Annotated in this window: 19 protein-coding genes; 8 read left to right on the top strand and 11 right to left on the bottom strand. The window is 71.1% G+C overall.

The features are described 5' to 3' along the window. Nucleotides 1-529 precede the first annotated feature (529 nt). The 3 genes from DLJ58_RS19620 to ngcE all read right to left on the bottom strand — a co-directional run bounded on the left by DLJ58_RS19620 (nt 530) and on the right by ngcE (nt 3,815). On the bottom strand, nt 530-1,429 hold the full coding sequence (locus DLJ58_RS19620; RefSeq protein WP_124858480.1) for a carbohydrate ABC transporter permease: 900 nt from the start codon (nt 1,427-1,429) through the stop codon (nt 530-532). Continuing rightward, nucleotides 1,426-2,334 carry a carbohydrate ABC transporter permease gene (locus DLJ58_RS19615; protein ID WP_124858478.1) on the bottom strand — a complete coding sequence of 303 codons (909 nt, stop codon included), beginning with the start codon at nt 2,332-2,334 and terminating at the stop codon, nt 1,426-1,428. The genes DLJ58_RS19620 and DLJ58_RS19615 overlap by 4 nt, the downstream gene beginning before the upstream one ends. A 65-nt stretch (nt 2,335-2,399) precedes the next feature. Further along, a complete protein-coding gene (gene ngcE / locus DLJ58_RS19610; protein ID WP_124858476.1) occupies nt 2,400-3,815 on the bottom strand; it encodes an N-acetylglucosamine/diacetylchitobiose ABC transporter substrate-binding protein in 1,416 nt (471 codons plus the stop codon). 193 nt (nt 3,816-4,008) lie between these two features. Here ngcE and DLJ58_RS19605 point away from each other — a divergent pair, with 193 nt between their 5' ends. Further along, nucleotides 4,009-5,409, top strand: a complete 1,401-nt coding sequence (locus DLJ58_RS19605) for an acyltransferase family protein (RefSeq protein ID WP_124858475.1) — start codon at nt 4,009-4,011, stop codon at nt 5,407-5,409. Here DLJ58_RS19605 and DLJ58_RS19600 read toward each other — a convergent pair. Together DLJ58_RS19600 and DLJ58_RS19595 are read right to left on the bottom strand one after the other, a co-directional pair. After that, the gene (locus DLJ58_RS19600) at nt 5,381-6,868 is read right to left on the bottom strand and encodes a CoA-acylating methylmalonate-semialdehyde dehydrogenase (protein ID WP_124858474.1); all 1,488 of its coding nucleotides are present in this window, start codon (nt 6,866-6,868) and stop codon (nt 5,381-5,383) included. The two genes, DLJ58_RS19605 and DLJ58_RS19600, sit on opposite strands and share 29 nt — an antisense overlap. Next, the gene (locus DLJ58_RS19595; RefSeq protein WP_124858473.1) at nt 6,865-8,163 is read right to left on the bottom strand and encodes an aspartate aminotransferase family protein; all 1,299 of its coding nucleotides are present in this window, start codon (nt 8,161-8,163) and stop codon (nt 6,865-6,867) included. The genes DLJ58_RS19600 and DLJ58_RS19595 overlap by 4 nt, the downstream gene beginning before the upstream one ends. Nucleotides 8,164-8,433: 270 nt before the next feature. On the opposite strand from DLJ58_RS19595, the gene DLJ58_RS19590 reads away from it, so the two are divergent. Then, nucleotides 8,434-9,402 carry a hypothetical protein gene (locus DLJ58_RS19590; RefSeq protein ID WP_124858472.1) on the top strand — a complete coding sequence of 323 codons (969 nt, stop codon included), beginning with the start codon at nt 8,434-8,436 and terminating at the stop codon, nt 9,400-9,402. A gap of 62 nt (nt 9,403-9,464) precedes the next feature. Here the strand turns inward: DLJ58_RS19590 and DLJ58_RS19585 are convergent, their stop codons facing one another. Next, nucleotides 9,465-10,148, bottom strand: a complete 684-nt coding sequence (locus DLJ58_RS19585) for a Tat pathway signal sequence domain protein (protein WP_124858471.1) — start codon at nt 10,146-10,148, stop codon at nt 9,465-9,467. A gap of 415 nt (nt 10,149-10,563) precedes the next feature. Here DLJ58_RS19585 and DLJ58_RS19580 point away from each other — a divergent pair, with 415 nt between their 5' ends. From DLJ58_RS19580 to DLJ58_RS19570, 3 genes are all read left to right on the top strand, one after another. Next, nucleotides 10,564-11,301, top strand: coding sequence for a TetR/AcrR family transcriptional regulator (locus DLJ58_RS19580; protein ID WP_244219038.1), 738 nt, complete (start codon nt 10,564-10,566; stop codon nt 11,299-11,301). A 185-nt stretch (nt 11,302-11,486) separates the two neighbouring features. After that, nucleotides 11,487-12,113 carry a DUF6230 family protein gene (locus DLJ58_RS19575; RefSeq protein ID WP_124858468.1) on the top strand — a complete coding sequence of 209 codons (627 nt, stop codon included), beginning with the start codon at nt 11,487-11,489 and terminating at the stop codon, nt 12,111-12,113. 1 nt (nt 12,114) lies between these two features. Beyond that, a complete protein-coding gene (locus DLJ58_RS19570; RefSeq protein ID WP_244219037.1) occupies nt 12,115-12,624 on the top strand; it encodes a DUF6114 domain-containing protein in 510 nt (169 codons plus the stop codon). Between the two features lies 1 nt (nt 12,625). Here DLJ58_RS19570 and murD read toward each other — a convergent pair whose 3' ends face one another. After that, nucleotides 12,626-13,972, bottom strand: coding sequence for a UDP-N-acetylmuramoyl-L-alanine--D-glutamate ligase (gene murD, locus DLJ58_RS19565; protein ID WP_124858466.1), 1,347 nt, complete (start codon nt 13,970-13,972; stop codon nt 12,626-12,628). Between the two features lie 82 nt (nt 13,973-14,054). On the opposite strand from murD, the gene DLJ58_RS19560 reads away from it, so the two are divergent. Beyond that, a complete protein-coding gene (locus tag DLJ58_RS19560) occupies nt 14,055-15,404 on the top strand; it encodes a MurL-like N-terminal domain-containing (protein ID WP_124858464.1) in 1,350 nt (449 codons plus the stop codon). Between the two features lie 399 nt (nt 15,405-15,803). Here the strand turns inward: DLJ58_RS19560 and DLJ58_RS19555 are convergent, their stop codons facing one another. From DLJ58_RS19555 to DLJ58_RS19545, 3 genes are read right to left on the bottom strand one after another with little or no spacing between them, the layout of a single operon-like run. After that, nucleotides 15,804-17,519, bottom strand: coding sequence for a PucR family transcriptional regulator (locus DLJ58_RS19555; protein ID WP_482805478.1), 1,716 nt, complete (start codon nt 17,517-17,519; stop codon nt 15,804-15,806). 56 nt (nt 17,520-17,575) lie between these two features. Then, nucleotides 17,576-19,027: an argininosuccinate synthase gene (argG, locus tag DLJ58_RS19550; RefSeq protein ID WP_124858460.1), complete on the bottom strand. Its 1,452-nt coding sequence runs from the start codon at nt 19,025-19,027 to the stop codon at nt 17,576-17,578. Nucleotides 19,028-19,074: 47 nt separating this feature from the next. Then, nucleotides 19,075-19,923, bottom strand: a complete 849-nt coding sequence (locus tag DLJ58_RS19545; RefSeq protein ID WP_244219039.1) for a TrmH family RNA methyltransferase — start codon at nt 19,921-19,923, stop codon at nt 19,075-19,077. A gap of 50 nt (nt 19,924-19,973) precedes the next feature. Here DLJ58_RS19545 and DLJ58_RS19540 point away from each other — a divergent pair, with 50 nt between their 5' ends. Together DLJ58_RS19540 and DLJ58_RS19535 are read left to right on the top strand one after the other, a co-directional pair. Then, nucleotides 19,974-21,863, top strand: a complete 1,890-nt coding sequence (locus tag DLJ58_RS19540) for a thiamine pyrophosphate-requiring protein (protein ID WP_425271329.1) — start codon at nt 19,974-19,976, stop codon at nt 21,861-21,863. Nucleotides 21,864-21,959: 96 nt separating this feature from the next. Further along, nucleotides 21,960-22,685 carry a hypothetical protein gene (locus tag DLJ58_RS19535; protein ID WP_124858454.1) on the top strand — a complete coding sequence of 242 codons (726 nt, stop codon included), beginning with the start codon at nt 21,960-21,962 and terminating at the stop codon, nt 22,683-22,685. A gap of 64 nt (nt 22,686-22,749) precedes the next feature. Here the strand turns inward: DLJ58_RS19535 and DLJ58_RS19530 are convergent, their stop codons facing one another. Next, nucleotides 22,750-24,948, bottom strand: coding sequence for a transglycosylase domain-containing protein (locus DLJ58_RS19530; RefSeq protein WP_244219036.1), 2,199 nt, complete (start codon nt 24,946-24,948; stop codon nt 22,750-22,752). Nucleotides 24,949-25,035 lie beyond the last annotated feature (87 nt).

Genomic DNA, 25,035 nt, shown 5'->3' with positions numbered 1-25,035 from the left:
GCGCGGCACCGCGCCCCGCGCCGTGCCGCGCACCGCGCCCCGCACCGCGCCGTGCACCGCGCCCCGCACCGCGCCGTGCACCGCGCCCCGCACCGCGCCGTGCACCGCGCCGCGCCGTAGCGCGCGCATGATCGCACTCGATCCAGGATGTAGTGCCCTCCGGCCGCGACGAGGGGACTCTTTCCAGGATTTAGCGCGATCACCGGTGCGCGGGCGCCCGAGACCAGCACGATCACGGTGGTCGGCGGGAACGAAGACCTCCGCCCGCTCCTCGATCAGCTCGCCGAGAGCAACCCGGACAGGCGTACGGGCACTGTGCAGGACACCGCCGCGGCGGTGACGCTTCCTCGCCAGCGAGGAAGCGTCACACATCCACGGTGTCCTGCTCCCCGTGGACGGCGGGGCCCTCGCGATCTGACGAACAGGCCGGCTCGGCGCGTCGGCGCCGAGCCGGCCTCACCCGCGACTGATCAGGATCGGTCAGACCTGGGCTGCCTGGAGGACTATCGCGGGGAGGCGGGAACGGAGCCTACTTGAGCTGCCCCGCGGTGAGGCCCGACTGCACCTGGCGCTGGAAGGCCACGTAGATGGCGAGCACCGGGAGCACCGCGATGCTCAGCCCAGCGAACAGCCGGGCATAGTCGCCGGCATAACCCTGGCTGACCGAGAGCGCGAACAGTCCCTGCGCCAGCATCCACTTGGACTCGTCGCCCTGCAACAGCACCTGCGGCAACAGGAACTGGTTCCAGTGGCTGAGGAAGTTGAAGATCGCCACGCTGATCAGTCCCGGACGGGCCATGGGCAGCATCACCCTGAAGAAGAGCCGGAAGTGACCGCAGCCGTCGACCAGTGCGGCCTCCGCCACCGAGGTCGGCAGGGTCCGGAAGAACGCGGTCAGGAAGAACACCGTGAACGGCAGTGAGTAGGCCGCGTACACGAGGATCAGCCCGAGCCAGGTGTTGAAGAGGCCGGCGTTGCGGACCACGAAGAAGAGTGGCACCAGGGCGAGGAACACCGGGAACATCAGGCCACCGACGAACAGGTAGTAGACGACCTGGCGGCCGCGGAACTCGTAGCGGGCGAAGACGTACGCGGCGGTGGCGCCCATCAGCATGGTGAGGCTGACCGAGCCGGTCACCACCACCAGGCTGTTGAGGAAGTACCGGCCGATGTGCGCGCCGGTCCAGGCCCGCGCCCAGTTGTCCAGGTGCAGCGCGCCGGGGAGCCCCCACGGGTCGGCGAGGATCTCACCGTTGGTCTTGAACGAGCTGATGAACATCCACAGCAGTGGCAGTACGGTGAGCAGGCCCCAGAGCAGCAGGAAGCCGTGCGAGAGGGCGTTGGCCACGCCGAGTTCCCGGCGTATCGGGCGGTCCCCGCTGACGACCGGGGTCGGGGCGGTCGCGGTGGGCTGATCCAGAGTGGTCACGAGTACTCGATCCGTTCGCGCCGGCCGACCCGCAGCGACAGCACCGCCACCGAGAGGGTCAGGAAGAACATCACCACGCCGATCGCCGAGGCGTAGCCGAACTTGGTCTCGCTGCCGAAGGCGGTGTCGTACATGCGTACGCCGATCACATCGGTGGAGAAGTTCGGCCCGCCGTTGGTCATCAGCTGCACGAGGATGAACCCGTCCAGGGCGAAGATGGCCAGATAGACCCAGGCGACCTGGACGGTGTCCCAGAGCAGCGGCAGGGTGACCCGGCGCAGGGTGGTGAACCGGGACGCGCCGTCGAGCAGGACGGCCTCGTAGATCTCCTTCGGTACGGCCGACATCGCCGCGCCGAACAGCACCACGTAGAAGCCGACGTTGCTCCACACCATCACGGCGAGCACGCACCAGAAGGCGGTCGCCGGGTCGCCGAGCCAGGTCGGCGCGGGCAGGCCGAGGCCGTGCAGCGCTGTGGTGAGCAGCCCCTTGTTGGGGTGGTACACCTCCTTCCACAGCAACGCGATGATCACCACGGAGAGCACCTGGGGGAAGAAGTAGACGGTGCGGTAGAGCGCGCCACCGCGTACGCCGGTGACGCCGGCACTGCCCTTGCGCCCGCCCATCGCGAGCATGGTGGCGAAGAAGAGCCCGAGCACGATGGTGAGCACCGGCACCAGACCCAGCAGGATGGCGTTGTTCTTCAGCGCGTTCCACACGTAGTCGTCGTGCCAGAGGGTCTTGAAGTTGGCCAGGCCGACCGAGTTGGCGTCGGCCGAGTAGCCGAGCCAGTCGGTGGTGGAGATCTGGAACGCCTGGAGGTACGGCGAGACGACGAAGAACACGTACAGCAGCACCGGTGGCACCAGGAACGTGACGATCAACGGCCACTTGCCATGTTTCACGAGAGGGACCTCTCCGTTGGGGTACGGCCGGTGGGGGCGGACCTCTCCCCCACCGGCCGGGCGGTTCAGGCCGCTCGCTTGTACTTCTTGATCGAGCTGTCCTGGGCGATCGAGTCGGCGCCCTTCTGGCACTGTTCGAGGAACTCGGCGGGGCCGATCCGGCCGCTGAAGAACTCGCCGCACGCGGCGTCGACGAGGTTGCGCTCCAACTTGCGGTAGAAGTTGTTGTAGACCCAGTTGAAGCCGTTGGCACCGGACGCGTCGAGGGCCTTGACCACGGTGCTCAGCCCGTACGGCAGCTCGACGCCCTCGGTGGCACCGGCGACCACGGTGAGGCTGGCGACCTTCTTCGTGAAGTCCTGGGCGCCCTTCTTGGAGAGCATGGTCCGGAAGTACTCCAGGCCACCGGCGACGTTGCGGGCCTTGGCGGGCACCATGAACGGTTCACCGGCGGTGCCCCGGATCGCCTCGAACGGCAGTTTGTCGCCGCTGCCCAGACTCGGCGTCGGTGCGATGGCCATGTTGAACCCGGCCGGGGTGACGTCCTTCTGCTCGCTCTCCAGCCAGGAGCCGCAGGAGATGAAGGCGGCCTTGCCCTGACACCAGGCGGTCTGCGACTGCTTGTGGTCCAGGCCGGGCGAGCCCTCCAGGATGTACTTGTCCTTGACGATCTGGTGCCAGGCGTCGGCGGCGGCGCGCATCGAGTCGGACTTCCAGGCGTTCGGCTCCAGGTTGTCGAGCGCGAGGGCCACGGACGGGCCGCCGAACTTGATGGCCGTGGAGATCAGCGGCCAGCTCATGTAGCGGGGGTGCAGGCCGGCGTACGTCCAGGGGGCGATGCCGGCGGCCTTGATCTGCTTGCAGAGCGCGATGTGCTCGTCCCAGGTCTTCGCGTACGACCAGCCGCGGTCGGCGAAGAGCTTGGCGGAGTGCCAGATGCCGTAGGCGGTGTAGGTGTAGTTGAGCACCAGGAACGTGCCGTCGTAGGAGCCGACCTCGACCGCGCCGGGCAGCAGGGTGTCCTTGACCGTCTTGCCGGGGATGTCGAGGCTCGGGGCGGCCAGCAGGTCGTCGAGGCCGGCGAGGGCGTTCTGGCTGACCAGGCCGTTGAAGTCGATCTGGCCGGTGCCGGAGTTGTTGACCACGTCCGGCGGGGTGCCGTCGACGAAGCGCGGCTGGAGCGTCTTGCTGATCTCCTGGGTGGAGGAGTGCTTGATCTTCGCCTTCGGGTACTTCTCGGTGTACATGGCCTCGTGGGCCTTGGCGTACTCCTCACCGAACCCGCCGCCGAAGATCACCACCTCGAGTGGGGCGTCCTCCTTCACGCCGAGCGGGTTCTGTGCGCTCTTGGTGCCCTGGTAGGTCTCGGCATCGTTCTTGTCGCCGCCACCGCTGGTGGCGCAGCCGGACAGCAGGCCGGCGGCGGGGGTGGCCAGGAGGCCGGCGGCGGCGCTGCGCCGCAGGATGTCACGCCTGTTCATGGGTTCTCCTCGGGTCGGGTCGGGCGGATCGCCGGTCTGTGGGGGGAGGCGTCCGCCGCGCGAGGGGCGGTAGTTCTCTTCAGTTCATGCTCTATTGCTGAAGAATTTCTACGACAGCCGGGCTCGGACTTCAAGTCCTGAGGGTCGAACCGTTATCACCACCAGCCGCCGCCAGGTCGCCTAGCCTTGGGCAATGCGCCGTCTGCGCCAGCTGGCCGAGCGCACCCCCGCTGGGCGGGAGCGGTACGTCGACCTGCTCCGCGCGCTCGCCATCACCATGGTCGTTCTCGGACACTGGAGCGTCACGGTGATCGGGCGCGACGTCGCCGGGCAGGCCACCGGGCACTCCGCGCTCGGCGACCTGCGCTGGGCGTACCCGCTGACCTGGCTGGCCCAGGTGATGCCGGTCTTCTTCCTGGTCGGGGGGTACGCCAACGCGGCCTCGCTGACCCGGCTGCGGGCCCGCGGCGGCGATGCCGCCGGCTGGCTGACCGACCGCAGTTCGCGCCTGCTCCGCCCCACCAGCACGCTGCTGCTGGTGCTCACCGCAGCCGCGGCGGTCGCCTGGCTGCGCGACATCGACCCGACCCAGATCCGCCAGGTGTTCTGGTTCGCCACCATTCCGCTCTGGTTCCTGGTCGCCTATCTGGCGGCGGTCGCGCTCACCCCACCGATGTACGCGCTGCACCGCCGCCTCGGCCTGGCCGTACCGCTGGCGCTCGTCGCCCTGGTCGGCCTCGGCGACCTCGGCCGGCTGAGCGGGCCGGAGGAGCTGAGCTACGGCAACTACCTGTTCGGTTGGCTCGCCGTCCACCAGCTCGGCTTCGCCTGGCACGACGCCCGCGCCGCGCCGCCAGGTGCCGAGACCGACGCTGCCGGGCCGTCGACCCCCGACCGCCCGGGGGTACGCCGACGGCGGCTGCCCACCTCCCGTCGGGCCGGTCTGGTCTTCCTGGCGGGCGGGCTGGGCGCGGCGCTGCTGCTCACAGTGCTCGGCCCCTGGCCGGTGGCCATGCTCAAGGTGCCCGACGAGCGGCTCGACAACGCCGCGCCGCCCAGCCTCGCGTTGCTGGCCGTCGCCGCCGGTCAGCTCGGTCTGATCCTGCTGCTGCGCGGCCCGGCGGAGCGACTGCTGCGCCGCACCGGGCCGTGGCAGCTGGTGATCGGGGTCAACCTGGTGGTGCTGACCGTCTTCCTCTGGCACCTGACCGCCGCGATCCTGCTGATCGGGTTGCTCGACGCGGTCGGGACGCTGCCCACCCCGGCGGTCGACACGGCCACCTGGTGGGCCTGGCGGGTGCCCTGGTTGCTGCTGCTCGGCGCCGTACTAGCGGTGCTGGTCGCCATCTTCGGGCCGGTGGAGGCGCGCAGCGGCCGGCACCGCACCCGGCGGCCGACCCTCCGGGGGACCCCGGCCCGGTCGGCGTTGGCGGTGGCCGGCTACGCCGCCGTGGTGGCCGCGCTGCTGGTCAACAGCACCGCACCGCAGCAGGCCCCGGAGCCGCTCGGCACGCCCGTCCCGGCGCTGGCGGCGTACCTGGCCGGGGCGGGCGTGCTGCGACTGCTCAGGTCTGGGTGGGGAACCCGAGGTTGACCCCGCCGTGGCGCGGATCCAACCAGCGGCTGGTGACGACCTTGCCCCGGGTGAAGAAGCGCACCCCGTCCTCACCGTGGGCGTGCAGGTCGCCGAAGAGGGACGACTTCCAGCCACCGAACGAGTGGTACGCCATCGGCACCGGGATCGGCACGTTGATCCCGACCATGCCCACCTCCACCTCGTGCTGGTAGCGCCGGGCAGCCCCGCCGTCGTTGGTGAAGATCGCCGTTCCGTTGCCGTACGGGCTGGCGTTGACCAGCTCCACCGCCTCGTCGTACGAGCCGACCCGGACCACGCTCAGCACCGGCCCGAAGATCTCGTCGGTGTAGATCGACATGTCCGGGGTCACCCGGTCGAACAGCGTCGGACCGAGCCAGAAACCGTCCGGGTCGCCGTCCGGCGTCACGTCCCGCCCGTCGACGACCGCCACCGCGCCGGCGGCGACACCGGCGTCCACGTAGGAGCGCACCTTCGCCTCGTGGGCGGCGGTGACCAACGGGCCCATGTCGCAGCCCCGCCGGCCGTCGCCGGTACGCAGACCGGTCACCCGCGCGGCGATCCGCTCGACCAGCGCGTCCGCCACCGGCTCCACCGCCACCAGCACCGAGATGGCCATGCACCGCTCCCCCGCCGAGCCGAACCCCGCGTTGACCGCCGCGTCGGCGGCCAGATCCAGATCGGCGTCCGGGAGCACCACCATGTGGTTCTTCGCCCCACCGAGCGCCTGCACCCGCTTACCGGCGGCCGTTGCGCGTCGGTAGACGTACCGGGCGATCGGGGTGGAGCCGACGAACGACACCGCCCGCACCTCCGGGTGCTCCAACAACGCGTCGACCGCCTCCTTGTCGCCGTTGACCACGTTGAGCACCCCGTCGGGCAGACCCGCCTCGGCGAACCACTCGGCCAGCAGCAGCGCCGCACTCGGGTCCTTCTCGCTCGGCTTGAGCACCACCGCGTTGCCGCAGGCCACCGCCACCGGCACGAACCACAGCGGCACCATCACCGGAAAGTTGAACGGGGAGATCACCGCGACCACTCCGAGCGGCTGGCGGATGGTGTACGAGTCGACCTCGGTGGACACGTTCTCGCTGAACGCGCCGCGCAGCGCCGACGGCAGGCCACACGCGTACTCGATGACCTCCAGGCCGCGCTGCACCTCGCCGGCGGCGTCGGCGAGCACCTTGCCGTGCTCGGCGGTGATCACCTCGGCGAGCCGGTCCCGCCGGGCGTGCACCAACTCCCGGAAGGCGAACAGCACCGCGGACCGCCGGGCCAGCGACGCATCCCGCCAGGCCCGCGCCGCGCGGGCGGCGGCCTGCACCGCCACGTCGACGTCCGCGGTCGAGGCCAGCTCGACCTCGGCGGTACGCCGACCGGTCGCCGGGTCGAACACGTCGCCGCGCCGCTCGGACGTGCCGCCGACCCGCTTGCCGTCGATGAAGTGACCGATGCTCATGCCGCCACCCCCGCCGCCGAACGGATCGCGTCGACGAGGATCCCCAGGCCCTCACGGGCCTCCTCCTCGGTCAGCGTCAACGGTGGACCCATCCGCAGCACGTTGCCGTGGAGCCCGCCCTTGCCGGTGAGCAGGCCACCGTCGCGGGCGGCTTCGAAGACCCGGTTGGTCAGCGCCGGATCCGGCTCACTGCCCCCCGGTCGGACGAACTCGACGCCGAGCATCAGCCCCTTTCCGCGTACCTCGGCGACGCAGTCGAGCCCGCCCACGGCGGACCGCAGGCCGTCGGCGAGGATCGCGCCGACGCGGGCCGCGTTCGCCTGGAGGTCGTGCGCGATCAGGTAGTCGAGCACCGCGTTGCCGGCCGCCGTGGAGATCGGGTTGCCGCCGAAGGTGGAGAAACTGATGGCCGGCACCGACTCCAGCACCTCGGCCCGGCCGACCACCCCGGCCAGGGCGAACCCGTTGCCGATGCCCTTGGCGAAGGTGAGCAGGTCGGGGGTGACGCCGTGCGCCTGGTAACCCCAGAAGTGCTCCCCGGTACGCCCCCATCCGGTCTGCACCTCGTCGGCGATGAACAGGATGCCGTGCTCGTCGAGGACCTTCTTCCAGCCGGCGAAGAGCCCGTCCGGCGGGTGCACGAAACCGCCCACACCCTGGATCGGTTCGGCGATGAGCGCGGCCACGTCACCGGCGGTCTGGGTGGCCAACACCTCGCGCAGGTCCTCCACCGCCGCGTCGACCTGCTCCTCGGCGCTGAGTCGGGCCAGCAGACCGCGCACCCGGTCACCGGAGTGCAGCCAGGCCACCTGGAGCGGGTTGAGGGCACTCGCCGACCAGTTGCGGTTGCCGGTGACGCCCATCGCCGCGTACGACCGGCCGTGGTAGCTGTTACGCACGGCCAGGACCTGGTGCGAGCGGCGATGGTTGGTGGCGACAAGCAGCGCGGCCTCGTTCGCCTCGGTGCCGGAGTTGGTGAAGAACACCCGGGCGTCCGGGATGCCGGAGCGCTGGGCGATCTTCTCGGCCAGCTCCACCTGTTGACGGATCAGGTAGAGCGTCGAGGTGTGCACGATGCCGGTGGCGAGCTGCCGCTCGACGGCCTCCCGGATCTCCGGGATGTCGTACCCGATCATGTTGGTCAGCACGCCGCCGAAGAAGTCCAGGTAGCTGCGCCCCTGCGCGTCGGTGACCCGGCGGCCCGAGCCGGAGACCAGCTCGATCGGCTCGGCGTAGTACAACGGCATCCAGGACGGGAGCACGGCCCGGTGCCGGGCCAGCAGGTCGTCGGTCATCGTGGCAACCCTTCAGCGGCGTTCGTGGATACCGCACGCTCCCACCGCCGGCCGGTGTGAACAACTGGCAGCGTGTAGCCCATAGCTGCCCCGACCTGACAGCGCGTCAACGGTTTCCAAGGCCACGATCGATTCCTGCCACGAATTCCAGCAGCGCTAGCGAACTTCTGCCACTCGATCCGCAGCCGACCGTCCGATCAGCGCTTCCGCCGGCGTAGACAGCTGCCACAACCGCCGGTCCCACCGCGGCGGGCCGGTAGCATCCGGCAGGTGCACAGCGCGGACGCGGCGTCGTCGACCGGAACGGACGACGAGCGGATCACGGCGGAGATCCGGAACTGGGTCTGCTCACCCCCGCTCCGCGGCCTGGTCGCCCACTTCGGCGGCACCTGGCCCGACGGCGGTCTGATCGAGGTGCTCCGCTTCCTGGACGACTTCTCCGCCCGGCACTGGGACTTCCGGGGCGGCCGGGAGCGGCCCGACGCCCAGGAACCCGACCTCGACCCGACCACCGCGACACTGGTGCTCGACGCGGCTGCGGCGCTCGGGCTGATCCACCCGGTGCCGCCGTCCCGGCCGGCGTACGCCCACCTGGTGGTGCTCGGCGGCCTGGCGCATGCCTGCGTGCGCCGCGTCGCCCACGCCGCGCACCTGCTGCGCACCGGCCTGCGGGTGTCCGGCGAGGTCGCCGTCCTCGGCAGCTTCCGGCCGCTGTCGGACTGGGAACGCCGCACGCTCGCCAACGCGGGCCTGCCGGCCGAGGACACCGAGGTGGACGTGCTGGACTCGGCGGTCCGGCGGGTGTTCGGGGTGGCCGCCCCGGCGGAGCAGGACGGCGTCGACGCCGGCCACCCGCACCACTCCTGGTCGTCGCGGACCTACCGGCCGGACGGGCTGCCCCCGGTCCGGGTGCTGGCCGCGCCGTCCAGCGAACCGGACCAGCGGCGTGCGCACACGGCCGACACCCAACGGTTCTGGGCCGGCCACGTCCGGCTCGCCCCGGGCGACGAGGTGCTGATGGTCACCGCGCCGATCTACGTGCCGTTCCAGCACTGCGACGCGCTGCGCACCCTCGCCGTGCCGTACGGCTGCGCCATCGACACGGTCGGGGTGGACCCGACCCTGGCCGACCTGGCGGTGCTGCCCGAGCAGACGCTCACCCCGGGGCGGTACCTCCAGGAGATCCGGTCGGCGATCCGGTCGATGCGCGCCCTGCACACGGCGCTGGTCGCCGGCTGACCCGCGCACGGTCGAGGGCCGGCGCACGGCGAATCGCCGCGCACCGGCCCGGTGGAGCATGGTCAGTTCACGTAGACGGCGGCGTTGCCCTTGGTGCTGTCGCGCACCGGCGAGTACGTCGCCGAGAAGTACGCGGTGCCGAAGCAGAGGGACGGGCCGGAGAACTTGGTGAACGGCTGATTGGTGAAGGTGATCGAGTTGGTGGCGTTGGCCGCCGTGCCGGTGAGGCTGTTGGTGCTGGTCCGGTAGACACAGGTGATCGTGCCGAGCAGCGAGTTCAGCACGACTGTGCTCTGGACCGGCGCCGCCGTGGTGCCGGAGATCTTGACCACGCCGGCGCTGGTGACGGAGGTGGCGTACGGCAGGTTGTTGAGGGCGATGCTCTGCACCCCGGTGGTGCCGAACACGTTGGTGGTGCAGGTGCCGAAGCTCTGGGCGGTGAGGCTCTCGGTGGCGGTGCCCGGGGCGGTCGGGTTGGTGAGCACCTTGGCGCTGAAGCTGGACGCGGCGCACTTGATGCCGGTGGTGCCCGAGGTGGAGTTGTAGAAGGTGGCGTTGGTGCCGGTCTTGAGGCTGGCCTGGATGACGTCGTTGACGGCGACGGCGGTGCCGCCGGCCGTGGGGTAGGTCAGGACGTTGCCGGCGAGCGCGGCAGACGGGTCTGCGGAGGCTGGCGGGGCGGCTACGAGACCGGTCAGCAGCGCGAGGGCGACGAGGCCCCCGCCGATTTTTCCGTACCTGAGCATGGTGCTTCCTTCCGGTGGTGGGACGGGAACGGGCGGACCGCGCAGGCGGTCACCGCCGGGCGGGTAAGCCGGGCGGCGATTGTGGCCGTCCGATAAGGACGGTGGCGGTGGTGGTGGAGGCGCCGGGCGAGGGCGCGGGTGAGGGAGGTGCCGCGGATCAGCGGGCGGGTCGGCGTGGTGCACTGCGGCGTAGCCGCGTCACCTGCGCCTTTCCGGCATTGGGAGAGCGTTCGTGTTCGGCGATAATGACAACCATCGGGCCCTCCTTCGACGAGTCGGGGTGACCACCCGCGGTGATCACCAATGGTGACGGGGAGCGAACTGAGCGTGAGGAAAGTTATAAACCCCGGAGGGTCGCAAAGTCAACGAATCGAAAGAGGCCAATGAGTTGACCACGCAGAGCCACCCTCAGCCGGTGCCGGCGCCCTTGCCGGGCGCACGCCCGGGCCGCGACCCGGACCGCGCGATCAAGCGCGGCCCGCGACGGGTCTCCGCAGAGGTCGTGGCCGCCACCCAGCGCGACCGCCTCTTCGACGGGCTCGTGCACGAGGTGGCGACGAAGGGCTACGACAACGCCCGGGTCAGCGACATCTGCCACGCCGCCGGCGTGACCCGGCCAGCCTTCTACGCCCTGTTCACCGGCAAGGAAGATGCCTTTCTCGCCGCGTACCGGCACGGGATCGCCGTGGTGTCACAGCTGATGGAGAGCGCCTACCGCGAGGCCGGCCCGACCTGGCCGGACGCGGCACGCGCCGCGCTGCGCACCCTGCTGGAGGTGCTGGCGAGCGTGCCGGCGTTCGCCCGGATGGCGCTCGTCGAGGTCGACGCCGCCGGCCCCGATGCCCGCCGCGAGCGCGACGCGCTGCTCAACAGCTTCCGCCGGTTCTTCGCCGACGCCGGCCCAGGGCCGGCGCTCGCCGACGTGGACCGCGACGAACTGGTGTCCACGGTGGTCGGCGGCATCTACGCCACCGTCCGCGGCCGTGTGGCGCGGGGCCGGGCGGCGGAGTTGCCGCAACTGCTGTCGGTGCTCACCTACGCGGCCACGGCGCCGTTCCTGGGCACCGAGGGTGCGATTCAGGCGACCCGGCCGATCAGGCCGGACGACGGCCCGAGTACGACCGCGCCCTGCGCACCGACCAACCACTCCTGATCACACGGTCGGAAACCGCAGCGGTTTTTCACTTTGGCCGCATTTAACAAATACCGCCCAAATGGCCGCCACGTGCCGTTGACCTCCCCTTTACTCGGCGGTAACTTCGGCTCTGCGCCCTAAGAGGGCAGGCCGGAGATGCAATTCCCATTGTCGCCGATGGATTGATCTTAAGGGGAGCCGCCATGTCGAAGGAAACCACAATCGCACCCGGACCGCCGCGCAGTGGCGTGCGCTGGCGCCGGTTCGCCGCCACGTTCGGCATCGTCGTGGCGGGTGCCGCTGGCATGATCATGCTCACCGCCCAGGGCGTGCTGGGCGCGCAGTTCGCCATCTCGGGCATGCCGTTCACCGTCACCGCCGACAGGCTCAGCGGCACCGGGTTCGAGCAGTTCGCCACCCTCGACCAGATGATCCCGGACAGCCCCAACCAGGGCGACACCGGCGGGCAGGTCCTGGTGATGGTCTCGGCGATCGACAGGGCGGAGCTGACCAACCTCTGCCAGAGCATCAACCTCGGCGGCGTCTTCCTGAAGATCACCGCCGGCGGCGGCGACACACCTGTCACCGCCCGGACCCTGGTGGTCGACGGCGACGAGATCGCCGGCAACGCCGCCTTCAGGAACATCGACATCGGGCAGGACGCCAGCACCCTGGACAAGGTGCCCGGTGTGAAGGGCAACCCCGGCGTCTTCTCCCAGCAGGCAGACTCGATCGTCATCGAGAACCTGCGGCAGAACAACTACGCCACCACCGCGGCCGTCTTCAACCTGCCCAACCTGCGCATGGCGTTCACCCCCGACGGGTGCTGACATGAGCAGCGAACAACACCAAACGGCGCCGGCCGTCCGCGGATCCCGCGGGCGGTGGCGCCGCTGGCGGCGGGCCCGCCCATTCGGCGCCGCCGTACTGATCACCCTCGGAGGCGCCGAGATGCTGGTGACCCTGCGCGCGCCGCTCGGGGTGCTGCTGCACATCGGACCGCAGGGGCTCGCCGCATACCTGGTACCCACCATCCTCGTGATCTGCGGCGTACTGCTGATCACCGCCCCGCAGCAGCGGGTCTTCTACGCCGTGGTCTCGCTGGTGCTCGGGCTGGTCTCCTGGTTGACCTCGAACCTGGGCGGCTTCGTGGTCGGAATGCTGCTGGCCCTCCTCGGCGGAGCACTCGCTTTCGCCTGGACTCCGGACAAGGACCACCCTGCCACCGGGGCCCCGACGGAACCCGCGAAACCCGCGTCGCCTGAGGACGAGGACGCCGCCGACACCATGCTGCTACCCGGGATGCAGTCACCGGACCCCAGCCCGGCCGACCGGGGGTGAGTCAGCGGGCGGTGTCGGCGACTGCCTGCGCGAACACTTCGGAGCGGTGCTCGAAGTTACGGAACCGCCCGTAGCTCGGAGCCGCCGGGGAGAGCAGCACGACGCCGCCCGCCGGAGTCAGCTTGCGCGCCAGCCCGACCGCGGCCACCAGATCCTCGGCGAGCTCGGTACGAACCGCCGGGAGCCCGGCCAGCACCTCGATGATCCGGGGGCCGCTGTCCGGGATGCCGATGACCGTGATCTCCCGCTCCGCCAGGTGCTCGGCCAACGGCGTGTAGTCCAGACCCCGGTCGTTGCCCCCGACGATCACCGTCAACGGCCGCCCGTCGTACGCGTCGATGGCGTGCATGGCCGCGTACGGGCTGGTGGCCAGCGTGTCGTCGACGAACGTCAGCCCGGACGGGTCGGTGATCTCGGTGAGCCGGTGGGCCAGCCCCTGGAACTCGGCGACCGCGACGGCGAGGTGGTCCTTACCGGCCACCACGTCGACGCCAAGAGCGTCGAGCACGGCGAGCGCGACACAGAGGTTGCCCTCGTTGTGCCGGCCGACCAGCGGCAGCACCGCACGCGGGAAGAGCGGCTGATCACCGAAGTGGAACCACTGCGTGCCGTCGACGCCGGTGGCGACGTGGGTGGTGTCGGGGCGACCGGCGCGGACCGCCGGCAGCTCACCCAGCTCCGCGGCGAGGCGGGGGTCGCCCCCGTTGACCACTATCGTCTGCGGGTCGTGGGCGAGCAGGTTGAGCTTGTCCCGGTAGTACTCCCGTTCCCCACCGTGCGCGTCCAGGTGCTCGGGGAAGAGCGCGGTGACCACCGCCACCCGCGGCGAGTCGGTGAGGTCGCTGCACTGGTAGCTGGACAGCTCCAACACGTACAGCTCGGCTTCCGGCAGGTCCAGAGTCGGCACCCCGATGTTGCCGCCGAAGACGTTCGGCCGGCCCATCGCGGTGAGCAGGTGACTGATCAGGCTGGAGGTGGTGCTCTTGCCCTTGCTGCCGGTGACCCCGACGGTGCGCGCGGCGTGGTCGGCCATCCACAGCGCGGTGCCCTGGGTCACCAGGATTCCGCGGCGGCGCAGCTCGATCAGCCACGGGTGGGTCTGGGGCACGCCCGGGGAGCGGACGACCACGTCCGCGGCGGCCAGTCGTTCGAAGCCCGCCTCGCCGGTGACCAGCGGCGCCGCCTCGGCCAGGGGGCCGTCCCAGGGCAGCGACAGGAAGTTCGCGCTGTCGTCGACGGCGACCAGCTCGGCCGGGCCGTGCGCGGCGATGGCGGTCACAGCGGCCCGGCCCTCCCGACCGGTGCCCCAGACGGCGACGGTACGTCCGCGCAGGTCAGAAAGGCGCACGGGGCTCTCCTCGTGGGTCACGGCGGCGGCAGGGCGGGCCCGGTCCGGACACGGCCGGACGAACCAGGGCCTAGTATGGCGTGTGCCCAACGAGCAGCTCCGGCGGATGGACGCCTTCACCTTCCCGTCCTACTCGATCGACTTCGCCACCGGCGAGGTGTTGTTCGACTACGCCCTGACCGGCCCGGCCGGTGAGCAGCGGTTCACCGAGGTGATCACACTTCCGCTGCCGGCGGAGCCGCCCTCCGACGAGACGGTGGCGACCCTCAACCGGGTGCTGGAGGTGCTGCACCTCGTCGCCGGGGTCAGCTACTACAAGGCCGCCGCGCCGCCCCGGCTCGTGCTGCCGGCGCCGCTGGGCGCGGCCACCGTCGACTACGTCACGGCCGTCTACACCAGGGGCCTCGCGGAGTACGCGTACCGCAACCAACTGCCGCACGTGCTCGAGCTGCGCCCGGAGGTGCCAGCCGGCACGCCGGAGTCACCCAGGGTGTACGACGACTCGGACCGTCGCCCGCTCTCGGCGGTCGGCGGCGGTAAGGACTCGATCGTCAGCCTGGAGGCGCTGCGTCGCGCCGAGCTGGACCCGGTGCCGTTCTCGGTCAACCCGAACCACGTGATCGTCGCCGTCAACGAGGCGTCCGGGCTGGTCCCGCTGGCCGCCCGGCGGCGCATCGACGCGGTCCTGTTCGACCTGAACGCGGCCGGCGCGCTGAACGGGCACATCCCGGTCACCGCCATCAACTCCCTGATCGCGGTGGCCACCGCCGTCCTGCACGGGCTGGGCCCGGTGGTGATGTCCAACGAGCGTTCGGCGTCCGACCCGAACCTGGTCTGGAACGGCCACGAGATCAACCACCAGTGGTCCAAGGGCGTCGAGGCGGAAGGGCTGCTGCGGGCGTCGCTGGCCGAGCACGCCGGCCTGACCGACCCGTACTTCTCCCTGCTGCGTTCGCTGTCCGAACTGCACATCGCCCGACTGTTCGCCGAGTTCACCCGGTACGACGACGTGGTGACCAGCTGCAACCAGGCGTTCAAGCTGCGCGACGCGAGTGAACGCTGGTGCCGTGACTGCCCGAAGTGCCGCTTCGTCTTCCTGGCCATGGCGCCGTTCATGCCGCGGGAGCGGGTCACCCACATCTTCGGCGGCGACCTGCTGGCCGACGAGTCACAGATCCCCGGCTACCGCGAGTTGCTGGGCGTGGACGGGCACAAGCCGTTCGAGTGCGTGGGCGAGGTCGAGGAGTCGGTGGTGGCGCTCGGCCTGCTCGCCGAGCAGGACCAGTGGCGCGACGCCCCGGTGGTCGAGGCCCTGGTCGACGCCGTTCCGGAGACGGCCTGGTCCGCGGTGGCCACCTCGGACGTCTTCACCCCCGGAGGCCCGAACCACATTCCCCCGAGTTACGCAAAAGCCCTGAACCACCTCATGTGACGCGCTAGACGTTCAGGCCCGCGCTCCGGCCCCCCGCGCCGGCGTTGCGCACCCCTCCCTCCGGGGGTCCCATGATCGCGACAGCTAGCCGGTGGAGTGTGTCGCGCTGCCCCTTTGGAGCTGATGTCGTAGACGAATCGAGCGAGGCGGGCCGAGCCGCGGCCGGGACACGTCGAGCCCGGACACGTCGGGGCGGACCATGGCCGAGCGGACCCAGGGGCCGGGCCATGACCGGGCCGGGCCATGACCGGGCCGGGCCATGACCGGGCCGGGCCATGACCGGGCCGGGTAAGGCCAGGGGGATGATTCGTTTACGACATCAGCTCCAAAGCGTGCCCGACCCAGATGCCCACCCCTACGCCGAGCCGTCCGCCGTCCAATCCGCAACACGGAGCCGTGTCAGGGCGCTCGGACCGCTTCCAGGGCCAGTAGGGCTACGTGTAGGGACAGGGCGGCCTCTACCGAGTCGAGGTCCACGTCGAGGATCCGGGCGATGCGGGCGAGGCGTTCGTAGAAGGCCGGTCGGGAGAGGTGGGCGGCGGCGGCCGCGGCAGACTTGTTGCGACCCTGCTCCAGGTAGGCCCGCAGGGTGTCGAGCAGCTGCTCCCGGGGGTGCCGGGCGTCGTACTCCAGCAGCGCCCCGAGTTCGCGCTCGACGAAGGTCTGCAACCGGGGCTCGTCGCGCAGCAGGTGCAGCAGCCCGGCCAGCCCGACGTGGGGCAGCCGGAAGATCGGCAGGTCACGCCGGTCCCGGCGCGCGGCCTCGGCGATCTGCCGCGCCTCGACCAGCGACCGGCGGGCCTCCCGCGGACTACTCACCCCCGATCCGGCGGCCACGATCACGGCACCTGGACCGCCACCCCGGAACGGATCGACACCGGACGTGGCGCGGCCGGTGCCGGCGTCGAGGCGTACCCGACGAAGGGCGCTGGCGAACGCGGACAGCGCGCGGTCCTCGGCGGCCGCGTCCGGGAGGGCCAGCAGGGCGCCCACCGAGTTGTCGTCGACGGCGCTGGTCAGCGCGGTCAGCTTCGCCTCCCGCAGGGCCTGGCCGACCGCCTCGGAGAGATCGCGCAGCCGGGCCTGGCCGGCCTCGGGGCCGATCTCCCCGGCGGGGTCGTCGGCGCGGTGCCGGACCATCACGCCGACCAGGTGCCGCCGGTCGAGCACCACGCCGAGCGCCTTGGCCCGCAGCCCCACCTCGTCCACCGGTCGGGAGTGGTCGAGCAGCGCGGTGAGCAGGGTGCGATGGATCTGCCGCTCCAGGCCCTCGGCGTCGCGGCGGATCAGCCGGCCCAGCGCGAGGGTGGACGCGGCCCGCTCGATCAGGATGGTGAGCCGGGTGGGCGAGCCCGCGTTCGGTTCGACGGCCCGGGCGCTGGGCACGTCGCCGCTGGCCGGCCAGCGCAGCAGCAGTCGGCCCCAGTCCTGCCCCCGGGCACCGACGGTGGTCACCAGCCAGCCGCTGTCCGGGTCGTACGCGGTCCGCCCGGCCGGGCGGATCCGCCGGGAGTGCTGCTCCCAGCCGTCCAGCAGCAGCTCGGCGCTCTCGCCCGCCGGGTCGTACCCGAGCACCTGCCGGGACAGGTTCTCCAGCACCACGGGGCAACCGGACAGCTCGGCGGCCTGTCGGATCACCTCGGCGGCGTCGGCGCCCTCGACGGACAGGTCGTTGAACCGCTGGTGGATCTCCTCGGTGGCGCGCAGCTCGGTGAGCTGCGCGTCGACGATCAGCGCGTGCACCGCCTCGGTGATCCGGACGAACGGGGTGGCCCGGCGCAGCTCCACCAGGGGCAGCCCGCGCCGCTCGGCGGCGGCGGCCATGACCCGAGGCACACCGCTGACGTACCGGCGGCCCAGCTCGACGACGAGCCCGGAGACTCCGACGTCGGCGAGGTCACCGATGAACGCGCGCAACCCGGCGTCGTCCCCGGGCAGACCGATGCCGGTGGTGAGCACCAGTTCGCCACCGCCGAGCAGGGTGGCGATGTCCGGCACCTCGGCGACGTGCACCCAGCGGACAGGTCGGTCCAGCCCCTCGTCGCCGGCGACCACGCGAGGCGCGCCGTGGCGGACCGGGTCCAGGGCGAGGACCTCACGGACGGTAGGGAACACGGCCGCCACGCTACCGTCCGTGACGCCGGAACTCGACTTGCCACCGGCGCGAGGGGTCAGTCGACGCCGAACTCCATCGCGGCGCGGTCGAGCGCCTCGTCCTCCGCCGAGGCGACGCCCCGGGAGGCGATGGCTTCCGCACCGCCCTCGGGCATCGCGCCGATCAACCCGGTGGAGGCGGCCTGCGCGGCCCCGATCATCCGCTGCGGGTTCCCGCCACCGACCAGGCCGAGGGAGGCGTACTGCTCCAGCTTCGACCGCGAGTCGGCGATGTCCAGGTTGCGCATGGTGAGCTGGCCGATCCGGTCCGACGGGCCGAACGCCGAGTCCTCGGTACGCTCCATCGACAGCTTGTCCGGGTGATAGCTGAACGACGGGCCGGTGGTGTCCAGGATCGAGTAGTCCTCGCCCCGGCGCAGCCGCAACGTCACCTCGCCGGTGACCGCCGTGCCGACCCACCGCTGCAACGACTCGCGCAGCATCAGCGCCTGCGGGTCCAGCCAGCGGCCCTCGTACATCAGCCGACCGAGGCGGCGACCCTCGTTGTGGTAGTTCGCCAGGGTGTCCTCGTTGTGGATGGCGTTGACCAGCCGCTCGTACGCGTAGTGCAGCAGCGCCATCCCGGGCGCCTCGTAGATGCCCCGGCTCTTGGCCTCGATGATCCGGTTCTCGATCTGGTCCGACATGCCCAGGCCGTGCCGGCCGCCGATGGCGTTGGCCTCCAGCACCAGGTCGACGGCGCTGCCGAACTCCTTGCCGTTGATCGTGACCGGGCGGCCCTGGTCGAAGCCGACGGTGACGTCCTCGGTCGGGATCTCCACCGACGGGTCCCAGAAGCGGACACCCATGATCGGGCTGACCGTCTCGATGCCGGTGTCCAGGTGCTCCAGGGTCTTCGCCTCGTGCGTGGCGCCCCAGATGTTGGCGTCCGTCGAGTACGCCTTCTCGGTGCTGTCCCGGTAGGGCAGGCCGCGTTCGAGCAGCCACTCGGACATCTCCTTACGCCCACCCAGCTCGGTGACGAAGGCGGTGTCGAGCCACGGCTTGTAGATGCGCAGCATCGGGTTGGCCAGCAGGCCGTACCGGTAGAACCGCTCGATGTCGTTGCCCTTGAAGGTCGAGCCGTCGCCCCAGATCTGGACGTCGTCGGCGACCATCGCCCGCACCAGCAGGGTGCCGGTCACGGCGCGGCCCAGCGGGGTGGTGTTGAAGTACGCCCGCCCGCCGGTGCGGATGTGGAAGGCGCCGCAGGTCAACGCGGCCAGGCCCTCCTCGACCAGTGCGGCGCGGCAGTCGACCAGGCGGGCGACCTCGGCGCCGTAGCTGAGCGCGCGGCCGGGCACCGAGGCGATGTCGGGCTCGTCGTACTGGCCGATGTCGGCGGTGTAGGCGCAGGGAATGGCGCCCTTGTCGCGCATCCACGCGACCGCGACCGAGGTGTCGAGGCCGCCGGAGAAGGCGATGCCGACACGTTCGCCGGTGGGCAGGGAGGTGAGAACCTTGGACACGGGGAAAATTATGCAATAGAACGCATGGCCATGCAAGCCGACGCGGTCTACTCGACACCGAACGGCGGATCGTCGCGGCCCAGCTCCCAGAACGCCACCGCCGCCGCGGCGGCCACGTTCAACGAATCCACGCCGCGGCGCATCGGTAGGACCACCCGCACGTCGCTGGCGGCCTGGGCCGCCGCGGTGAGGCCGGGCCCCTCGGCGCCGAGCAGCAACGCCGCCCGCTCGCGCTGCGCCGGGGTCAACCGCTGGATCGGTACGGCGTCCGGCGCGGGCGTCATGGCGAGCACTGTGAAGCCGGCCTCCCGTACCTGGTCCAGCCCCTCGGGCCAGCGGTCGAGCTTCGCGTACGGCATGGCGAAGACCTCACCCATGCTGACCCGGACGCTGCGCCGGTAGAGCGGGTCGGCGCAGGTCGGCGAGAGCAGCACCGCGTCGATGCCGAGCGCGGCGGCGCCCCGGAAGATCGCGCCCAGGTTGGTGTGGTTGTTCACGTCCTCCAGGACGACGACCCGGCGCGCGGTGGCGAGCACCTCGGCCGCCGTCGGCAGCGGCCGGCGGTGGAACGATGCCAGCACCCCCCGGTGTACGTGGAAGCCGGTGGCCCGCTGCAGCACGTCCTGGGTCGCGGCGTAGACCGGCGCGTCGCCGGTGTCCAGGTCGGCGAGCTGGTCGACCCGCTTGGCGTCGACCAGGTACGACCGGGCCGGGTAGCCCGCGCGCAGCGCCCGGCGCAGCACCAACTCCCCCTCGGCGATGAACAGGCCGTGCGGTGGTTCCCAGCGGGTGCGCAGCTCGACGTCGGTGAGCGCCCGGTAGTCGGCGATCCGGTCGTCGTCAGGGTCGGTGATCTCGTGGACGGGCACCCGACGATTCTGCCGGACGCGGAGCAGGGCGCCTCGACGCCCGTCCGGCGGGGTGTTTTGTCCGAAGAAGAAGGGGAATGACCGGCGGGCATCGGGACGCGACGGGAAGGACCAGCCAGGTGAGCGCAGACGACACCACGGCGGGCGAAGCGGGCGCCCTGCCCCGGCGTCCGACCGTCGCCGACCACATCGTGTCGCGACTGTTCAGCTGGGGCGTACACCGCTACTTCGGCTATCCCGGCGACGGCATCAACGGCCTCACCTCCGCGCTGCAACGCACCAACGGCCGCGCCCAGTTCATCCAGGTCCGCCACGAGGAGACCGCCGGCTTCGCCGCCTCCGCCCACGTCAAGTACGGCGGCGGGCCGCTGGGCTGCGCGCTGGTCACCAGCGGGCCGGGGGCCATCCACCTGCTCAACGGCCTGTACGACGCGAAGCTCGACCACCAACCGGTGGTCGCCCTGGTCGGTCACACCGCGACCACCGCCGAGGGCGGCGGCTACTACCAGGAGGTCGACCTGCTCGCCCTCTACAAGGACGTGGCAGCGGCGTTCCTGGCCCAGCTCGACCACCCGGCGCAGGTACGCCACCTGGTCGACCGGGCGTGCCGGACGGCGCTGGCCCGGCGTACCGTCACCGCCCTGATCCTGCCGCTGGACCTGCAGGACGAGCCGGCCGTACCGAACCCGCCGCACGCGCACGGCTACTACCAGACCAGCAACGCGCCGAGCAGCACGCCGACGGTGCCGCCAGAGGCGGACGTGCGCCGGGCGGCCGAGGTGCTGCGCGGCGGGCAACGGGTGGCCATGCTGGTCGGCCAGGGGGCCCTCGGCGCGCGCGACGAGGTCCGCGAGATCGCTGATCGCCTCGGAGCCGGCGTGGCCACCGCGCTGCTCGGCTTCACCGCCGTCGACCACCGCGAACCGTGGGTGACCGGCGCGATCGGGCTGCTCGGCACCCGACCGAGCTGGCAGCTGATGAGCGGCTGCGACCGGCTGCTGATCGTGGGCAGCAACATGCCGTACTCGGAGTTCTACCCGCAGCCCGGGCAGGCCCGCGCGGTGCAGATCGACCTGGACGGCACCCAGCTCGGGCTGCGGTACCCGACCGAGGTGAACCTGACCGGCGACGCCCGCCCCACGCTGCTGGCGTTGCTGAACGAACTGGGCCCCGGCCCCGGGCCGACCGCCTGGCGGGCGGAGGTCGCCGAGGCCACCTCGGCGTGGCGCCGGGTGCAACACGACCTGGCCGAGCAGACCGCTGACCCGGTCAACCCGCAGTTGCTCTTCCACACGCTGAACGAGCGGCTGCCCGACGACGTGCTGCTCGCGGTCGACTGCGGCACCACCACCGCCTGGTACGCCAGACACATCCAGGTGCGCCCCAGCATGCTGGCCAGCCTCTCCGGCACGCTGCTGTCCATGGGCGGCGCCATGCCGTACGCGTTGAGCGCCAAGTTCGCCCACCCGGACCGGCCGCTGGTCGCACTGATCGGCGACGGCGCCATGCAGATGAACGGCGTCAACGAGCTGATCACCGTGGCGAAGTACTGGCGCAGCTGGGCCGACCCGCGCTTCGTGGTGCTGGTGCTCAACAACCGGGATCTGGCGTTCGTCAGCTGGGAACAGCGCTCCACCGAGGGGACGCCGATGTTCCCGGACAGCCAGCAGTTGCCGGACATCGCCTACCACCAGTGGGCAGAGGTGCTCGGGCTGCACGGCGAGTTGATCGACTCACCGGATCAGGTGCGCGACGTCTGGGACCGGGCCCTCACCGCCGACCGACCGGTGGTGATCAACGCCCTGGTCGATCCGGCGGAGCTGATGCTGCCACCGCACTTCACAGTCGAGCAGGCCCGCAAGACCGCCGCGGCGGTACTGCGCGGCGACACCGACTGGGCCGGAATCATCCGCCGCGGCCTCCCGTCGACGCTCGCGAGCTACCGCCCCCGCCGCCGCAAGGACTGACCGGGACCTCCGAAACATCGAGGGATTGCCCGAGATCAATCATGGGTACCTGGCTCTCCGCTCACCCACGGGGGGGGTGGCACAAGGGAGCCGACGATGAGATCGACTACGACAGTCAGACGAGGCATGGTCGCCGTGGTGGCGATGGCGTTGCTGGCCGGATGCGGCGACGGTGACGGCGGGCAGTCGGCGCCGGCTGCTCCCGCAGACAACGGTGTCGCTGCGCTCGCACCGAACGAGGCGCTTCAGCGCTCCACCACGGCGGTGAAGAACGCGAAGTCCTACCGCCTGGCAGGTGACATCGACACCGACGGCCAGAAGATGACCCTCGACTTCAAGATGACCGGCAGTGACCTGGCTGGTCAGGTGTCCACGGACGAGGGCACCGTGGAACTGCTCTCGGTGGCCGGCCAGCAGTACATCCGGCCGGACGAGAAGTTCTGGGTGAAGAACGTCGGTGCCAAGGCATCGGGCGAGATGGTGAAACTGATGGGCGACAAGTGGGCCAAGGTCTCCAAGAAGGACGAGTTCACCCGGCTCTTCAACGTCGCCAACGTCGACGAACTGCTCAAGCCCGAAGGCACCATGACCAAGGGTGAGGCCAAGGAGATCGACGGCGTGAAGACTGTCGGCCTCGTCGACGGCGACAAGGACGGCACGCTCTACATCGCCACCACCGGCGAGCCGTACCCAGTCCGGATGGAAGGCGGCCAGGACGCGGCCGGCCAGATCACGTTCAGCGATTTCGGCGCGACCTTCGACGAGCTGAAAGCGCCACCGGCGAACCAGGTTGTCGACTTCGACCAGTTGAAGCGCACGTAGAACACCCGCACTCCTCGACCGGCGCCTCCGCACCTCGGTGCGGAGGCGCCGGCACGTTGCCGGATCAGCCGCGGCGGTCGAGCCAGCGTTGCAGGGCCGAGCGGGGGTCCTGGGTGGGCTCCTGCCGACGCTCCGGAACGGCGGGGCGCTCCACCGGGCGGCGCGCGTCGCCGGCCAGCTCACGGCTCGGTGCGACGAACGCCTTCTCCGGCTGGCCCTTCACAGCGGTGGCGATGACCCGGGCCACCGCGTCGATCACCTTGCTCTGCACCGCAGACCCCACCGAGTCGGCCGGGTCGTCCGGGTTGGCGGCGATACCGGCCACCGCGACCTGCGGGGTGAAGCCGACGAACGTCTCGGTGGAGTTCTCCTCCGAGCTACCCGTCTTACCAGCCACCGGTCGGCCGTCGAGGATGTCGTTCACACCGGTGGCGGTGCCACCGTTGCACTGCCCGAACGCCGACTGCTGACCCACCGGGCAGCGGGCCGCGTCGGTCGCCGCACGGGCGACGTCGGCGTCGAGCACCCGCTTGCAGGAGGGCTGCCCCACCGGCACCTTCGTGCCGTCCGCGCCGGTCACCGAGACCACCGGCACCGGCGTGCAGTAGGTGCCCTCGGCGGCCACCGTGGCGTACGCGTTGGCCAGGTCCAGCGGAGTGGTGGCCGCCACGCCGAGGGTGAACGAACCCCAGTCCACGGCGTTGTTCTTGGCGAAGTTGGCGTCCGAGTCGGCGCGGAACGTGATGCCGAGCCGCTGCGCCATCTCGACCACCTTGTCCTGGCCGACCTGCTCGGCCAGCCAGACGAAGTAGGTGTTCACCGAGCGGCCGAAGCCGTCCCACATCATCCGGTACCCGTCCATCCAGTCCGGGTTGGCGTTCGCCGGGCACCAGTGGCCGTCGCAGCTGCCCGGCCCCTCGGCGGCGTACCGGGTGGGAAGCTTGGCGGGCGCGTCGAACCCGGTGGAGAGGGTACGGCCCGACTCCAGCGCGGCGAGCATCGTGAACAGCTTGAACGTGGAACCCGCCTGGTACCCGTCGACGCTGGCTCCGCCGGAGATCAGCGGGTTGACGGTGTTCGGGTAGTTCGCCTGCCCGCCCGGGTTGTCGGCGAGGCTGTAGTGCCGGTTGACCGCCATCGCCAACACCCGCCCGGTGCCCGGCTGAACCGCAGCGATCGGCAGGGCGCGCTTGTTGTCGTACCCGTAGACCTTGGTGGCCTGCTGCTGCGCGGTGGCCTGGATCTTCGGGTCCAGCGAGGTGACGACGGTGTAACCGCCCGAGCGCAGTGCCTGCTCGCGCTCCGCGACGGTCGCCCCGAAGGCCGGCTGGGTCAGCCACCACTGGCGCAGGTAGTCGCAGAAGAAGCCCCAGTCGTCGTGGCCCTGGGATACGGCGGTGCAGCCGTTGGGCTGGGCGGTGGGGCGCAGGGCCAGCGGCTCCGCCTTGGCCTGGGCGGCCTGCGCGGCGGTGATGGCGTTGGTGGCGACCATCGAGTCCAGCACGTACGACCGGCGGGCCAGCGCCTCGTCCTTGTCGCCGCTGATCGGGCTGTACGCGTCCGGGGACTGCACCAGACCGGCCAGCAGGGCCGACTCGGCGAGGGTCAACTGCGCCGGAGGCTTGCCGAAGTACCGCTGGCTGGCCGCCGCGATCCCGTACGCGCCGGAGCCGAAGTAGGCGATGTTCAGGTACCGGTCGAGGATCTCGTCCTTGCCGAGGCTCTTGTCGAGCGCGCTCGCGTACCGGATCTCCTGGATCTTGCGGCCCACGGTGGGATCGGTGGCGGCGGCGCGCTCCTCGGCGGTGCGGGTGGGGTCGGTCTTGAGCACGTTACGGACGTACTGCATGGTCAGCGTCGAGCCGCCCTGCTCGGTGCCGCCACCCTTGACGTTGGCCACCAGCGCCCGGGCCAGGCCGCGCAGGTCCGCGCCACCGTGGTCGTAGAAGCGCCGGTCCTCGGCCGCCACGATCGCCTGCCGCATGACCGGGGCGATCTCCGACAGGGGGACGTCGGTGCGGTTCACGTCGTAGAACGTGGTGATCAAAGTCTTGCCGTCGTTGGCGTAGAGGTACGAACGCTGCGGCGTGGCCGGGGTCTTCAGCGAGGCCGGCAACGCGGCGTACGACCCGAGCGCGGAGCGGGCGGTGAGCCCGAGCAGCAGGTTGCCCGGCAGCGCGGCGACTGCCAGGACAAGCCCGGCCAACACGCCGGCGAGCAGCACGGTGAACAGCCGCGACAGCGGCGAGCGGGGGGCGGCCATGCTCCCCAGGATTGCCATGAAAGCCGCCAACCGACCACCCTCACCCCGCGATTGTCAGCAACTTCACGCCCACCCACCAGCCAACTC

Source organism: Micromonospora arida (assembly GCF_003857035.1).
Taxonomy (GTDB): Bacteria; Actinomycetota; Actinomycetes; order Mycobacteriales; family Micromonosporaceae; genus Micromonospora; species Micromonospora arida.
The sequence above is the reverse complement of the archived record's forward strand: the minus strand, read 5'-3'. Positions and strand labels throughout refer to the sequence as shown.

Bases quoted from the DNA above. Each gene is read 5' to 3' on its own strand.
- DLJ58_RS19575 (WP_124858468.1), top strand. From the start codon at position 11,487: ATGTCGAAGGAAACCACAATCGCACCCGGACCGCCGCGCAGTGGCGTG.
- DLJ58_RS19585 (WP_124858471.1), bottom strand. From the start codon at position 10,148: ATGCTCAGGTACGGAAAAATCGGCGGGGGCCTCGTCGCCCTCGCGCTG.
- DLJ58_RS19530 (WP_244219036.1), bottom strand. From the start codon at position 24,948: ATGGCCGCCCCCCGCTCGCCGCTGTCGCGGCTGTTCACCGTGCTGCTC.
- DLJ58_RS19535 (WP_124858454.1), top strand. From the start codon at position 21,960: ATGAGATCGACTACGACAGTCAGACGAGGCATGGTCGCCGTGGTGGCG.
- DLJ58_RS19605 (WP_124858475.1), top strand. From the start codon at position 4,009: ATGCGCCGTCTGCGCCAGCTGGCCGAGCGCACCCCCGCTGGGCGGGAG.
- DLJ58_RS19540 (WP_425271329.1), top strand. From the start codon at position 19,974: ATGACCGGCGGGCATCGGGACGCGACGGGAAGGACCAGCCAGGTGAGC.
- ngcE (WP_124858476.1), bottom strand. From the start codon at position 3,815: ATGAACAGGCGTGACATCCTGCGGCGCAGCGCCGCCGCCGGCCTCCTG.
- DLJ58_RS19595 (WP_124858473.1), bottom strand. From the start codon at position 8,163: ATGACCGACGACCTGCTGGCCCGGCACCGGGCCGTGCTCCCGTCCTGG.
- DLJ58_RS19600 (WP_124858474.1), bottom strand. From the start codon at position 6,868: ATGAGCATCGGTCACTTCATCGACGGCAAGCGGGTCGGCGGCACGTCC.
- DLJ58_RS19570 (WP_244219037.1), top strand. From the start codon at position 12,115: ATGAGCAGCGAACAACACCAAACGGCGCCGGCCGTCCGCGGATCCCGC.